11 protein-coding genes are annotated in these 13285 nt (G+C 71.0%); 7 read left to right on the top strand and 4 right to left on the bottom strand.

Annotated elements, in window-relative coordinates; genetic code table 11:
* Positions 1-43: 43 nt before the first annotated feature.
* Positions 44-535 carry a response regulator gene (locus WMF28_RS32230; RefSeq protein ID WP_437597243.1) on the bottom strand — a complete coding sequence of 164 codons (492 nt, stop codon included), beginning with the start codon at positions 533-535 and terminating at the stop codon, positions 44-46.
* A gap of 138 nt (positions 536-673) precedes the next feature.
* Positions 674-1459: a TerC family protein gene (locus WMF28_RS32225; protein WP_437597242.1), complete on the bottom strand. Its 786-nt coding sequence runs from the start codon at positions 1457-1459 to the stop codon at positions 674-676.
* A gap of 148 nt (positions 1460-1607) precedes the next feature.
* Between WMF28_RS32225 and WMF28_RS32220 the strand changes: the two genes are divergently transcribed.
* The 3 genes from WMF28_RS32220 (at position 1608) to WMF28_RS32210 (ending at position 4477) form a co-directional block, all read left to right on the top strand.
* Positions 1608-1790, top strand: a complete 183-nt coding sequence (locus WMF28_RS32220; RefSeq protein ID WP_437597241.1) for a hypothetical protein — start codon at positions 1608-1610, stop codon at positions 1788-1790.
* A 115-nt stretch (positions 1791-1905) separates the two neighbouring features.
* Positions 1906-4053: a hypothetical protein gene (locus WMF28_RS32215; RefSeq protein WP_437597240.1), complete on the top strand. Its 2148-nt coding sequence runs from the start codon at positions 1906-1908 to the stop codon at positions 4051-4053.
* A 43-nt stretch (positions 4054-4096) separates the two neighbouring features.
* Positions 4097-4477: an STAS/SEC14 domain-containing protein gene (locus WMF28_RS32210; RefSeq protein ID WP_437597239.1), complete on the top strand. Its 381-nt coding sequence runs from the start codon at positions 4097-4099 to the stop codon at positions 4475-4477.
* 27 nt (positions 4478-4504) lie between these two features.
* Here WMF28_RS32210 and WMF28_RS32205 read toward each other — a convergent pair whose 3' ends face one another.
* Entirely contained in the window at positions 4505-6835 is a 2331-nt protein-coding gene (locus tag WMF28_RS32205; protein WP_437597238.1) for an Rv1355c family protein, read from the bottom strand.
* A 69-nt stretch (positions 6836-6904) separates the two neighbouring features.
* A complete protein-coding gene (locus WMF28_RS32200) occupies positions 6905-7333 on the bottom strand; it encodes a hypothetical protein (protein WP_437597237.1) in 429 nt (142 codons plus the stop codon).
* A gap of 609 nt (positions 7334-7942) precedes the next feature.
* Between WMF28_RS32200 and WMF28_RS32195 the strand changes: the two genes are divergently transcribed.
* From WMF28_RS32195 to WMF28_RS32180, 4 genes are all read left to right on the top strand, one after another.
* Positions 7943-9391: a CoA-acylating methylmalonate-semialdehyde dehydrogenase gene (locus WMF28_RS32195; RefSeq protein WP_437597236.1), complete on the top strand. Its 1449-nt coding sequence runs from the start codon at positions 7943-7945 to the stop codon at positions 9389-9391.
* Positions 9391-10263: a nitrilase-related carbon-nitrogen hydrolase gene (locus WMF28_RS32190; protein WP_437597235.1), complete on the top strand. Its 873-nt coding sequence runs from the start codon at positions 9391-9393 to the stop codon at positions 10261-10263. Before WMF28_RS32195 ends, WMF28_RS32190 begins: the two co-directional genes overlap by 1 nt.
* Positions 10264-10447: 184 nt before the next feature.
* Positions 10448-11851, top strand: coding sequence for a dihydropyrimidinase (gene hydA, locus WMF28_RS32185; protein ID WP_437597234.1), 1404 nt, complete (start codon positions 10448-10450; stop codon positions 11849-11851).
* A 30-nt stretch (positions 11852-11881) separates the two neighbouring features.
* Complete coding sequence (locus WMF28_RS32180; RefSeq protein ID WP_437597233.1) at positions 11882-13285, top strand: FAD-dependent oxidoreductase; 1404 nt, start codon at positions 11882-11884, stop codon at positions 13283-13285.

Below are 13285 nucleotides of genomic sequence, written 5' to 3'. Positions count from 1 at the left end.
GGCCTCGCCGCGCGCCGCCGCGTCTCCGGGAACCCCCGCGCCGCTACGTCTGCTGCGTCGACGCGGCCCGCGCGCGCCGCCGCGCCCCGGGCTCGCTCGCCGGGGGCATGCTCGAGAGGTCGTCGAGCGTCTCCAGCAGCTGCTCCAGGTCGAACGGCTTGTTGATGATCCGCGTCGCGTCCGGGTGGTTCGGGTCGATGCAGAAGCCGGGATCGCTGAGCGCGGTCACGAGCACGACCGGCACCGCTCTCCCCTCGGCCGCGAGCGTCTCCATGAGGCGCGGCCCGTCCAGGAACGGCATCACGCAGTCGAGGACGATGACGTCCGGCGGCGCCTGGGAGCGCAGCCGCTCCAGCGCCTCGCGGGGGTCGGTGTACCCCTCGACGTCATACCCTTCTGCCAGCAGCACCTCTTCCAGCGTCTCGACGATGGCGTCGTCGTCGTCGACGATGACGATGCGCCGCCGCCTTCCACTTGTTGCTGCGTCTCCCTGCTCGTCGCTCACGCTCACCTCGGTGGAGAACCCCGGTGTCACTTCTGGGACCGGCTGCTCTCGCCGTCTACCCTCGGATACCGCGTCTGTGCGAATTGTTTACAGGCTCTCCCGGAGCTCGCTCCGGCGGCCCAGGGCTCCGCCCTCCATCGGCGCTCCCGCGGGCGACCCCGCGCGGCCTCAGCTCCCCGGCGGGGCCTGTCCGGGCGCCTGCAAGAGGTCCGGGGAGCTCCCCCTCTTCGTGTGCAGCTGGACGGGCTTCTGGCGCAGCCGGAGGCGCATGTTGACGAGCTCGACGCTGAGCGAGAACGCCATGGCGAAGTAGATGTAGCCCTTGCTGATGTGCTGGCCCATGCCGTCGGCCACGAGCACCACGCCGATGAGCAGCAGGAAGCTCAGCGCGAGGATCTTCATGCTCGGGTGGCGGTGGATGAACGCGCCGATCGTGCCCGCGAAGACGAGCATCACGCCCACCGCGATGAACATGGCCACCATCATGATCGAGACGTGCTGCGCCATGCCGACCGCGGTGATGACCGAGTCGAGCGAAAAGACGATGTCGAGCAGCACGATCTGCGTGATGACGGAGGGGAACGACGCCCTGGGCTTCGCCTGCGGTTCGCTGGGCTCCTCGACCTCGAGCTTGTCGAACATCTCGTGGGTCGCCTTGCCGATCAGGAACAGACCGCCGCCGAGCAGGATCAGGTCACGCCCGCTGAAGTCGTGTCCGAGCAGGCTGAACAGGGTGGCCTTGAGCCCCATCACCCACGAGATCGCGAGCAGGAGGAGCAGCCGCATGCCGAGGGCGAGCAAGAGGCCGATGCGGCGGGCGATCGGCTGCTGCTCCGGCGGCAGCCTCGCCGTCATGATGGAGAGGAAGACGATGTTGTCGATTCCAAGGACGATTTCCAGCGCGCTGAGCGTCGCGAGCGTGATCCAGCCATCGGCGTGCAGAAAGGCGCTCATGTCGGGCATCGAGGTGGCCCTTTGTAGCATGACGCGGTGCGAATGCCCGCGACGTCTCCTGTGCATCGCCCGCTCCCCGCGGGGTCCGAGGCGATCTTGCTTCCGCGTTCAGGGCGCAGGGCGCAGGGCGAAAGAAGCCAGCGTCGCTGTGGGCGCGCCCATCCACGTGCCCATCCACGTGCCCATCCACGTGCCCATCCACGTGCCCATCCACGTGACCGACGCGAGCGCCATGGGCCACTTGACGCAGGTTGTTGACATCCGGTACAGATGTTATGGAAGTACGATCAAGTGGATCTGCCTCCTTCCTGGCTTCCAGGTGAGCTCCTGAGGGGTGTTGGCGAGCTCGCCGAGGGGTGCTGTGCCTTTTCGCCACACGGGCGAAGCGGCGTGGTCGCCTGTTCTCCACCCGGAACAGGTCATCTCATGGAGGGGGGGACGACCTCGTGACGCTGGTTCCGAAGGTCGGATTCGGGCAGGAGGCGAGCTGGGCTGCCCGGGGCGGCGCTGACGGGTTATCGCTCGGGCGAGCGCTCTTTGGGGACGATGCGCCGGCCGAGGAGCCGGGGGCGTGCTGGCTGGACGGAGACGAGGTCTGGCTGCGCATCGAGGGGCTCGACCCGGGCTACCCGGTCGTCCTGCTCGGCTCGATGGGCGCCTGGATCGAGCCCGATTACCAGACCTCGTTCCCCTTCGGCAGCGTGGCCTCCGTGCGCCTGTACTTCCGCGGCGTCGAGATCGGCCCGCTCCCCGCCCTGCTGGTGCTGCAGTCGATGGGCCTGCGGGGCCCGCTCATCGGGCTCTCGTTCCAGGAGGTGTCCGCGCGCGCGAGCGGCCAGATCCGCGAGGCGCTGCGCGCCCTCGTCGACGCCGGCGCGGCGAAGGCCGCGGCCTCGAGCCTCTTCAGGTCCTCGGCCGCGGAGGCCGGGCAGGTGCGCGAGGTCATCGACGACCCGCGGCGGGTGCGCGACATCCTGAGCGTCCTCCTGCGCAAGAAGGGCATCGTCCGCCGCGCCGCCGAGAGCGCGCCGTCGCTGTGCGTGATGCTCAGCGAGGTCGAGGTCGGGACGGTCCGCTGGTTCGGCATCGAGGGCTGGAACGAGGCGGCCGCGGTCGAGATCGCCGGGCACAGCTCCGTCTTCCGCTTCAACATCCGGGCGGAGCAGGTGCGCCCGGGCGAGATCGTGTCCGCGCTGCCGGCGCGGGTCGAGCGCCTCCGCCGGAGCCTCCATGAGCGGGGCGTCGAGGTCGAGCTCACCGCGCGCTTCCTGCACCCCGACTGGCTCCACCTGCCGCCGGTCGAGGCCGAGGTGGTCGACGTGTCCTTCGCGAGCCTCAGGCTCGCGCTCGGGGAAGGGCAGCCGCCGCTGGACGCGAGGCTCAAGCTCGCGCTGGAGCTCCCGGACGGCGATGACGGGGTGATTCACCTGAAGGGCGAGGTGCGGTCGGTGTCCGCGGGCGAGGGCGCCGCCGCGCAGCTCTGCAGCGTGCAGGTCGTCGCCGCGAAGCGCGAGGACGAGCGGCGCTGGCTGCGGCTCGTGTCCCGCATCCTGCACGCGACCACCTACGGGGGGACGGCCTGGCAGGCGGAGTTCTGGGACATCTTCGCCTCGTCGGGCTACTTCAACCTCTCCGGGCGGCGCCCGGAGAACTTCGATGCCATGAAGCCGAGCTTCATGAGGATGGCGCAGCGGGCCGCGGCGGCGCCGCACCTCCTGCACAACGTCACCTGCCTCTCCGAGCACGGCATCGAGGGCAATTTCTCGATGATGAAGCCTTACCACAGCACGTGGATGTTTCATCAGCTCGCGAAGCGGCCCAAGAGCGCCTCCAACCTGAGCTCGCGGCAGGTGCTCCGCGACATCTTCACGCGCTGCTGCGAGTACGCGCTGGCCGACCCGGAGTGCCGGTGGGTCATCGTCTACGCCGAGGCGCACGTCGCGTGGAACGAGCGGTCGTTCTTCGAGTTCGCCCGCAGGCACGAGGCGACAGGGCTCGTGCTCTCGCTGCCGTTCCGCCTGATGGGCGTCGATGTCCCGGCGCTGCCCCCCGAGCCCTCCTCTGCGGACGGCGCGCCGTTCGAGATCGGCGAGGCGACCCCGTCGGAGCAGGCGGCGCTCCTCGGCCATCTGTGCGCGACGTCGCCGCGCCTCTACGCGGAGGCGCTCGATCTCGTGCCGGGCAGGCTCGCGCTGGGCCCCTGCATCGAGCGCTGGCGCAGCGCGGGGCTCGAGCGGGAGCGCGCGCTGCTCGTGGCGCGCCAGCGCGGCGAGCCGGTGGCGGCCGCCATCCTCGAGCTCGGCGAGCTCGGCACGAACCTCTTCCGGCTGCTCGACTCGGTCCGTCTCGTCCCCATGCGCCCCGGCGGGGACGCCGCCTTCGCCCCGCTGCTCGACGCCGCGTGCGGCTGGTTCCGGAGCCACGATCGGCCGTCGTTCATCTGCTTCGGCGAGCGCGGCACGCTGAGCTACGAGGGGACTGCCGGCCTGAACGACCTCGGCGAAGGGCGGCTGTGGATCGTCGCGAGGGAGCTCATTCCGGAGTTCGCAGAGCATGTCTACCAGCTCACCGAGCCAAAGCCGCCGCCGCGCTAGCTCGGCTTCTGGTCCCCCACCTCTGCTCCCCCACCGAGGCGGCATGTACCGAATCAAGATCGACAAGATCAACGCCCTCATCGAGGTCATGTTGCAAGGCGTCGTGCGCACGGAGGAGGCGCACGCGTATGCCGCCGAGTACACGAAGGCGCTCGGCTCGCTCTGCGGCCGGAAGATCCGCGTCCTCGTGGATTTCCGGGGGTTCTCCATCGCCTCCGAGGAGGCGACGGAGCTCCTCCGCGACATCGGGGCGACCTCGACCGCGATGGGGGTGATCCGGACCGCCGAGCTGGTCCAGAGCGACCTCGCCGCGCTGCAGGCGGGCCGCATCGCCCGGGAAGCGGGCACCGCGGATCTCGTGCGGATCTTCAAGGACGAGGGCGCCGCGCGCAGCTGGCTCCTCGGCGACCGCGCGGCGCCGTGAGGCGGGCGGCCGCCGGGATGGCCCGGGTCAGCGCGTGACGAGCACGTCCTCGGGGGGGCGCCGGAGCGAGCGCGTCGACGGCGGCCCCGCGAGCGACAGGCGGAAGAGCAGGATCTCCGCCGTCGCGTCGGTGACGTCGAACAGCCGGACGTACCGCTCCCGGAGCTCCCTCGCGACCGCCACGGTCTCCGGATCCATCCCCTCGCCGCCGCCGCGGACGAGCCGCGCGAACAGGTAGGGCAGCGTCGCCATCGGGTAGACGGCGATCCCCCGCTGCGTCGCGGTGAGCCACGCCCGCTCGAGCGCCCTGCCGCCCTGGAAGTAGTCCGCGAGCCCGGCGCGCGGCAGGGTGATCAGCGCGACGGCCATCGCGCCGGTGATCGCCTTGCGCGCCGTCTTCTCCAGCGCCTTTCCACCGCCCCAGCGCCGCACGAGCTCCATCGCGCGAAAGTCTCGGCAGATCCTGAACCCCGCGAGATCGGCCGGCGAGAACTCGAACGCGTCGACGAAGATGCCGTCCCGGCGCGCCTCCGCCTCCGCCTCGGTCCAGCGGATCTCCTTCATCAGGTCGGCGTGCGTGCTCTGCGCGAGCAGCCGGAGGCGATCGCCGGCGCCGATGAGCGCGGCGATCTCCTCGAGCGCCGCCGGCGCTTCGAGCAGCTGGAGGTCCGCCCCGGGGACGGACCGGACCGCCGCGGCGAGGGCGGCCCGGTGCTCGTCCGCGAGCGCCGCCGGCTGGCTCGGGTGCCGGTTCGTGTGCCGGAGCCCGATGGAGTCCGCGAGGTGATCCATCGCGTGGCCCTCGGCGCCGCTCACCGGCGCGTCGAAGAAGTCGAACGTCGCCGCCAGGTCCTCGCCGCCGAGCGGGAAGGGCGAGAGGCGCACGCTCAGCCCCTCGCGGTGCGCGGCGAGGACGACGTTCTCGGCGGCCGCGCCGAGCGCGACCACGCCGCCCGCCCCCTGGAAGTCGGCGAGCGACTCGGAGCGCGCCCGATCGTGGAACAGCCCGAGGCGGCGCGCCTCGTAGACCCAGAGCCAGGGCTGGCAGTTGCCGCCCGAGGGCGCCGCGATCCCGGCCGCGACGAGCCGCCGGAGCCGCTCCGGATCGAGCGGGGCGGCGCCGGCCTCTCCGCCGGGCGGGAGCGCGAGCGACGCGGGGCCCCGCGTTGGGCCGCGCGGCGGGGGCGCGGGCGACGCGCCCGGACCTCCGGCCAGCGCGCCCTCTGGACCGCTGATGAGCTGCTCCAGGTCGACGTAGTACCGGCCCGACCGCACCGGCTCTCCCAGGGCGAGCCTGCGCGCCGTGTCCGCGGCCGCCGCCCCGCCGTGGACGACCGCCGACCCGAGCTGCGGCCACGTGCTCACCGTCTGCTGCACCTCGATGAGCGTGGCGCCGAACCGCGTGGAGAGCGTGTCTTGCCCGATGATCTGCATCACATAAGGCACCTTGTCCTCCGTCGACAGGCCGCGGATGCGCTCGGGCCTGAGGTCGCCGACGAGCCCGTGGAGGATCGGCCGGTCCGGCTCCAGATCGAAGCGCTCGACGTCGATGAGCCCCCTGTCGCTCGTGTCCATCAGGACCGGTATGCGGTGCGCGCGCGCCCTGAAGCGGATCTCCAGCTTGATATCGAGGCTGTCGCACTCGTCCACGACGAGATCGAGCTTGCCCTCGCCCTCGCCTTCGTCCCGTCCGAGCAGGAAGCGATCCATGTTGTCCGGAGTGACCCCTTCGGAAAAACACCTTACTTTGAAGAACGGGTCGAGCTCGGCGATGTCGCGCGCGGTGGCGACCACCTTGGGCACGTCGAGGTTGTGCACGCCGGTCCGGATCCGGTTCATGTTCGAGAGCTCGAGGTGGTCGAAGTCGGCGATGCGCAGCTCGCCGGCGCTCCGCTCGAGCGCGATGGTCAGCGCCACGGACTGGCCGACGGAGAGCCCGACGACGCCGATCCGCCGCCCGGCGAGCGTCTCCTGCTCTTCGGGGCTGATCTTGTACCTGTTGCGGTTGGTCCTGAGCTCGACGAACTCGGCCTCATCGAGCAGGTGCACGAGGCGGTGCGACCACGGGTAGTGGACCCACACGCCGTACGCCGCTCGCGGGGCGCCGCGGAGGTGCTCCTCGACGAGCCGCGCGATCTCGCGCTCCTCGAGGGTGCGGCTCGGGTGCCGCGTCTTGATCAGATCCGCGAGCTGCCGGTCGATCGCGTCGAAGACCTGGACGCGCGCGTCGTCGCGGAGCAGGCGCCCGAGCTCCTCGGCGTCCGGCCCGCGCGCCGGCCGGAAGAAGCGCGGCCGCGACTCGGTCGATTCTGCGTCTCGTCGCCGAGGAGAAGAGATGAGCTCTTGCCAGCTGGTCATGGTCACCGTGGTATCACGGTCGCTCCCGGCGCGTCGCGGCGCGCGGCGCCGCCCCGCGAGCGCCCCGGATCAGCGCGGCGTGCGGGGCGCCCGGCCCTCGATCTCGAGCCGCATCCGCGCGACCTTGTGGTGCACCATGGCGGCTTCGGGCCCGCTGATGTCGAGATAGCGCAGGGCGGCCGCGATGTCGTTGCCCCGGAACGACCTGACCCTCGGGTTGAACCAGCTGAGCGCTATCGTGATCTGCCGGACGAGCATCGCATCGGTGCAGATCGCCACTGTGAGCGTGTGATTGCTTACAAAGTCGTTGATGGACGCACGCTGCTTGGCGTTGGGGCCCCCGCCGGCGGTCACCACCAGAGTCCTGGAGCAGCTGGGGGGGAGCGCCAGCACCGTCTGCATGTAGAGCTCCCAGTCCTCGTCGTTCGGCGGTTCCCTGCCGTGGACGGCGATGAGCACGTGCTCCGTCGTGTCGAACAGCATGGTGGGTAGGTTCATCGTCTCACCGAGCGCATGCAGAGCTTACGCCGTCGCGCCGCCGAGCCGCCAGTTCGCGCAGGCGTCGTCCCCTGGCATCGCCGTGCGGCCGATGACAGGGCCAGGGTTCGTGAGAACCATGGCGTTGCACCTAGGACGGTTCGATTGACGCAGCAACGCTCGGGAGCGACTTTCGACGCGGTGCTGGCGCCATGCGGCGCGCGGGTCTCGGCGCCGGGCAGCGCGCGGCGGAGCCTGCGTCGCGCCCGCGCCGTCGCGCCGGATCGGCCTGGAGGGCCGCGGTCGATGACGCCACCCGAACGGGGCGACGTCATCGACCGCGCGGCCGGACCAGGGCGTACCTGAGTTGTTTCGAATGGATTTCATGACGTGCTGCTAGGCAGTTGCACCGGGGGCTGTCAGCTACGCTGTGGTCTATACTACGGAATGTGCGTGGAGGGTCTTTCGCACAGCGGCTGCGGCGCGGGCACGTCGCACCGAGGCTTGACGGATGACCCCCACCGCATGTAGCGCTCGATCGGTGGGTTGTATTGTCCAGCGGACAGGGCCGGCGCCCTGCTCGCTGCGGATGTCAATGTGACCACCTCGCCGGGGGAAAGGTGTTTCGCGATGCGCGTGCTGGAAAACTTCGTCGGCGGCGCCTGGTCTCGCTCTTCGGGGACGACCCACCTCGAGGTGAAGAACCCGGCCACCGGGGAATTCCTTGCAAAGGTCCCGCTCTCGACCGCGGCGGACGTCGACGCGGCGGTGAAGGCCGCGCAGGCGGCGTTCCCCGGCTGGAGCGCGACGCCGCCGGTGCAGCGGGCGCGCTACCTCTTCAAGATGCGCGAGGTCTTCGACGCCCACCGCGACGAGATCGCGGCCATCTGCACCTCCGAGCACGGCAAGACGCTGGTCGAGGCCAGGAACGACTTCGGCCGCGGCATCGAGAACGTCGAGCACGCGGCCGGCATCCCGGCCCTCATGATGGGACAGGCCCTCGAGGACGTGGCGTCCGGGATCGACTGCCACACGGTCCGCCAGCCGCTCGGCGTCTTCGCGGCGATCACGCCGTTCAACTTCCCTCCGATGGTCCCGCTCTGGTTCCTGCCCTACGCGATCGCCACGGGGAACACCTTCATCCTCAAGCCGTCGGAGCAGGTCCCGCTCTCGCAGCAGCGCATCTTCGAGCTGATCGAGCAGGTCGGGCTGCCGCCCGGGGTCGTGAGCCTGGTCCACGGCGGCCGCGACGTCGTGAACGCCTTCTGCGCGCACAGGGACATCGCGGGCGTCTCGTTCGTCGGCTCGTCGACGGTCGCGCGCCACGTGTACAGGAGCGCCGCCGAGGCGGGCAAGCGGGTCCAGGCGCTCGGCGGGGCCAAGAACTTCCTCGTGGTGATGCCGGACGCCGATCGGCCGAAGACGATCGGCAACATCGCCGAGTCGATCTATGGCTGCTCGGGCCAGCGGTGCCTGGCGGGCAGCGTCGTCGTGTGCGTCGGCGACGCGTACGAGGCCGTGCGCGAGGGGCTCGTCCGCCATGCGAAGGCGATCGTGCTGGGCGACGGGGCGACGCAGGGCGTGACCATGGGCCCGGTGATCTCGGCGGCGCACCGGGACCGGGTGGTCTCGTACATCGCCAAGGGCGTGTCGGAGGGGGCGACGCTCCTCCTGGACGGCCGGGACGCGCGGGTCGAGGGGTATCCGGACGGCAACTGGGTCGGGCCCACGGTCTTCGACGACGTGCGGCCGGGGATGGTGATCGCGACCGAGGAGATCTTCGGCCCGGTCGCCTGCCTGATGCGCGCGAACGACCTCGACGAGGCGATCGCGATCGCGAACCGGAGCGAGTACGGCAATGCGGCGTCGATCTTCACGTCGAGCGGCCGCGCCGCGCGCGAGTTCCAGCACCGCGTCGCCGCCGGGATGGTCGGCGTGAACATCGGCGTCGCCGCGCCGATGGCCTTCTTCCCCTTCGGCGGCCAGAAGGGCAGCTTCTTCGGCGACCTGAAGGCGCACGGCCCGACGGCCATCGACTTCTACACGGAGCGCAAGATCGTCATCACGAGGTGGTTCTGATGGCACGAAACGTACTTGGCGGGCTCATCCAGTGCTCGACCCCGATCCACGACGAGGGCGCCTCGGTGCTCTCGATCCGGGACGCGATGTTCGAGAAGCACCTCCCGTTCATCGACGAGGCGGGCAAGAAGGGGGTGCAGATCCTCTGTTTGCAGGAGGTCTTCAACACGCCTTATTTCTGTCCCTCGCAGGACGCGACCTGGTGCGACGTGGCCGAGCCCGTCCCCGGCCCGACGGTCGAGCGGCTCGCCGCCTACGCCAAGAAGTACAAGATGGTGATGATCATCCCGATCTACGAGCGGGAGATGGCCGGCGTCTACTACAACACGGCGGCCGTGGTCGACGCCGACGGCACGTACCTCGGCAAGTACCGGAAGACGCATATCCCGCACACGAACGGGTTCTGGGAGAAGTTCTTCTTCAAGCCGGGGAACCTCGGGTATCCCACGTTCCAGACGCGGTATGCGCGGATCGGCGTGTACATCTGTTACGATCGCCACTTCCCGGAGGGGGCGCGGCTGCTCGGCCTGAACGGCGCCGAGATCGTGTGGAACCCCTCGGCGACGGTCGCCGGGCTCTCCCAGTATCTCTGGAAGCTCGAGCAGCCCGCGCACGCCGTGGCCAACGGCTACTTCATCGCCGCCTCGAACCGCGTCGGCACCGAGGCGCCGTGGAACATCGGCAAGTTCTACGGCACGAGCTACTTCTGCGACCCGCGGGGCAGCTTCCTCGCGACGGCGAGCGAGGACAGGGACGAGCTCGTCGTCGCCGAGATGAACCTCGACCTGATCGAGGAGGTCCGGCGGACGTGGCAGTTCTACAGGGACCGCCGGCCCGAGAGCTACGGTGAGCTCACGAAGCAGCTGCCCTGAGGGCCCTCGGCCGCGGCGAGAGGACGGCGAGCGCTAGCCGAGCCATGCGACGTTCACCGCGAAGGCACCAGCAGCGCCGGGGCGCTGGTCGCGGCCGGCACTCTCCCCCGGCGTTTCCCTCGCCATGGCGGCGCCGTCCCCCGGAGGGGACCCGCCGCCCGGCGCGCACCCGCGGAGGAGCAACATGGGCATCCTGATCAAGAACGGCGAGATCATCACAGCGAGCGACCGGTTCATCGGCGACGTCTACTGCGAGGACGGGAAGATCGCGGCCGTCGGCGCGGGGCTCGCGAAGGAGCGCGCGGGAGACACGGTGATCGACGCCTCGGGGCAGCTCGTCTTCCCGGGCGGGGTCGACGCCCACGTGCACATGGAGCTGCCGTTCATGGGGACGGAGAGCTCGGACGACTTCGAGACAGGCACCGCGGCGGGCGTGGCCGGGGGCACGACGTCGATCATCGATTTCGTGATCCCGAGCCGCGGGCAGCCGCTGCTCGACGGGCTCGCGATGTGGAACGAGAAGGCGAAGAAGGCGGTGTCCGATTACGCCTTTCACATGGCCGTCACCTGGTTCGGCGACGAGACCCTGAAGGAGATGGCCGCCTGCACGCGCGAGCACGGCATCCCGTCGTTCAAGACCTTCATGGCCTACCGCGGGGCCATCGGCGTCGACGACCCGGAGCTCATCCAGGTGATGGAGGCCGCCAAGGGCCTCGGCGCGCTCGTGACCGTCCACGCCGAGCACGGCGACGCGGTCGTGGCGCTCCAGAAGAAGCTGCTGAAGCAGGGCAAGACCCGCCCGCGGCACCACGCGGAGAGCCGGCCCTCGCCGATCGAGGGGGAGGCGACGGGGCGCGCGATCATGCTCGCCCGGGTGCTCGGCGAGCCGATCTACATCGTGCACCTCACCTGCAAGGAGGCGCTCGCCGCGGTCGCCGAGGCGCGGGGCCGGGGCCAGGTGGTCATGGCCGAGACGTGCCCTCAGTACCTCCTGCTCGACGACTCGGTCTACGACAAGCCCGGCTTCGAGGGGGCGGCCTACGTGATGAGCCCGCCGATCCGGCCGAAGGGCCACCAGGACGCGCTGTGGGCCGCGCTGTCGACGGGGCTCATCCAGACCGTGGCGACCGACCACTGTCCCTTCAACCAGGTCGGCCAGAAGGACATGGGCAAGGACGATTTCTCGCGGATCCCGAACGGCGCCGCCGGCATCGAGCACCGGCTCGCGCTGCTCTGGACCTACGGGGTGCTCGAGGGGCGGATCGACGTCCACCGCTTCGTCGATCTCTTCTCCACGCAGCCGGCCAAGATCTTCGGGCTGTACCCGCGCAAGGGCTCGATCGTGCCGGGCGGCGACGCGGATCTCGTGGTGTTCGACCCGAAGGGGACGAGCACGATCTCCGCCAAGACCCACCATCACCGGTGCGACCGGAGCATCTTCGAGGGCTTCGAGGTGAAGGGGAGGCCGACGCACGTCGTCGTGAACGGCCGGGTGCAGTGCTCGGACGGCAAGCTCGACGTGGAGCGCGGCGCCGGGCGCTACCTGCCGCGCCGGCTCGGCCCGACCCAGGGCTCCCGGGCCGCTTAGTCGAAACCGCAGGAGCGCGCGAGCACGAGCATGACCCGAGCCCCGACCCGCCTCTCAGCCCTCCCGTCCGGCCGGATCGAAGAGCGATTCGAGGACAAGAGCCCGCGCTACACCGAGTCCGAGGCGATCGCCGAGGCGAACCGGTGTCTCTACTGCGTCGACGCGCCCTGCGTGAAGGCGTGCCCGACCTCCATCGATATCCCGAGCTTCATCCGGAAGATCGCGACAGGTCAGGTGAAGGGCGCCGCCCGCACCATCCTCACGGCCAACCTGCTCGGCCAGTCGTGCGGACAGGCGTGCCCCGTGGAGGTGCTCTGCGCGGGCGACTGCGTCTACAAGGCGTGGGGGCGCGAGCCGATCGCGATCGGCCGCCTCCAGCGCCACGCCGTCGAGTCGGCGCTCGCGCGCGATCCGCGGCTCTTCCGGGCGAAGCCGCCCACGGGCCGGAGCGTCGCGCTCGTCGGCGCGGGGCCCGCGTCGATCGCCGCGGCGGGCTACCTCGCCCTCGAGGGGCACCGCGCCGTGATCTTCGAGCAGCGGTCGATCCCCGGCGGCCTGAACACGCTCGGGATCGCGCCCTACAAGATGAAGGGGGACGAGGCGCTCCGCGAGCTCTCCTGGGTGCTGTCGCTCGGGGACATCGAGCTCCGCACCGGCGTCTCGGTGGTCGAGCGGGCGGCCGCGCCGGGGGAGGTCTCCGCGCGCGACCTGCTCGCGGAGCACGACGCTGTCTTCCTGGGGCTCGGCCTCGGCGCCGACGCGCGCCTCGGCATCCCCGGGGAGGACGGCGAGGGCGTGGTGGGCGCGACCGCGTTCATCGAGCGGCTCAAGGCCGATCCGCGCCTCGATCTCGCGGGCGTGCGGCGCGCGGCCGTCGTCGGCGGCGGCAACACGGCGCTCGACGTCGCGCACGAGCTCGCGCTGCTCGGGGTCGACGTGGCGATCGTGTACCGCCGCTCCGAGGCCGAGATGTCGGGCTACGCGCACGAGCTCGAGGGCGCGCGGGTCGCCGGCGCGCGGCTCGTCGAGAACCGGGTGCCGGTCGAGGTGGTGCGCGAGGGCGGGCGGGTCGTCGCGCTGCGGGTCGCGCCCGCGGACGCGCGGCGGGCGGCGCAGGGCCCCGCGCCGGCGCCGGTCGAGGAGGAGCTCGTGCCGGCCGACCTCGTCGCGGTCGCGATCGGGCAGAGCCGGGCGACGCGGGCGGCGCTCGCGTTCCAGGGCGTGGCGCTCGACGCGCGGGGGCGCGTGGTGGTCGACCCGGCGACGCACCGCACGGGCAACCCGAAGGTCTACAGCGGCGGCGACTGCGTGAACGGCGGCAAGGAGGTCGTCAACGCGGTCGCCGAGGCGAAGATCGCCGCGCGCGCGATGCACGAAGCGATGATGACGCGGCCGGGCGACGCGGCGCCCGGGGCCGCACCGCAAGGGAGCTGA

It is taken from the genome of Sorangium sp. So ce590, from assembly GCF_051521365.1.
Lineage (GTDB): Bacteria > Myxococcota_A > Polyangia > Polyangiales > Polyangiaceae > Sorangium.
Note: the sequence above shows the minus strand (reverse complement) of the source record. Positions and strands in the feature narration are given on the sequence as shown.

Bases quoted from the DNA above. Each gene is read 5' to 3' on its own strand.
- WMF28_RS32225 (WP_437597242.1), bottom strand. From the start codon at position 1,459: ATGAGCGCCTTTCTGCACGCCGATGGCTGGATCACGCTCGCGACGCTC.
- WMF28_RS32210 (WP_437597239.1), top strand. From the start codon at position 4,097: ATGTACCGAATCAAGATCGACAAGATCAACGCCCTCATCGAGGTCATG.
- WMF28_RS32205 (WP_437597238.1), bottom strand. From the start codon at position 6,835: ATGACCAGCTGGCAAGAGCTCATCTCTTCTCCTCGGCGACGAGACGCA.
- WMF28_RS32200 (WP_437597237.1), bottom strand. From the start codon at position 7,333: ATGAACCTACCCACCATGCTGTTCGACACGACGGAGCACGTGCTCATC.
- WMF28_RS32195 (WP_437597236.1), top strand. From the start codon at position 7,943: ATGCGCGTGCTGGAAAACTTCGTCGGCGGCGCCTGGTCTCGCTCTTCG.
- WMF28_RS32190 (WP_437597235.1), top strand. From the start codon at position 9,391: ATGGCACGAAACGTACTTGGCGGGCTCATCCAGTGCTCGACCCCGATC.
- hydA (WP_437597234.1), top strand. From the start codon at position 10,448: ATGGGCATCCTGATCAAGAACGGCGAGATCATCACAGCGAGCGACCGG.
- WMF28_RS32180 (WP_437597233.1), top strand. From the start codon at position 11,882: ATGACCCGAGCCCCGACCCGCCTCTCAGCCCTCCCGTCCGGCCGGATC.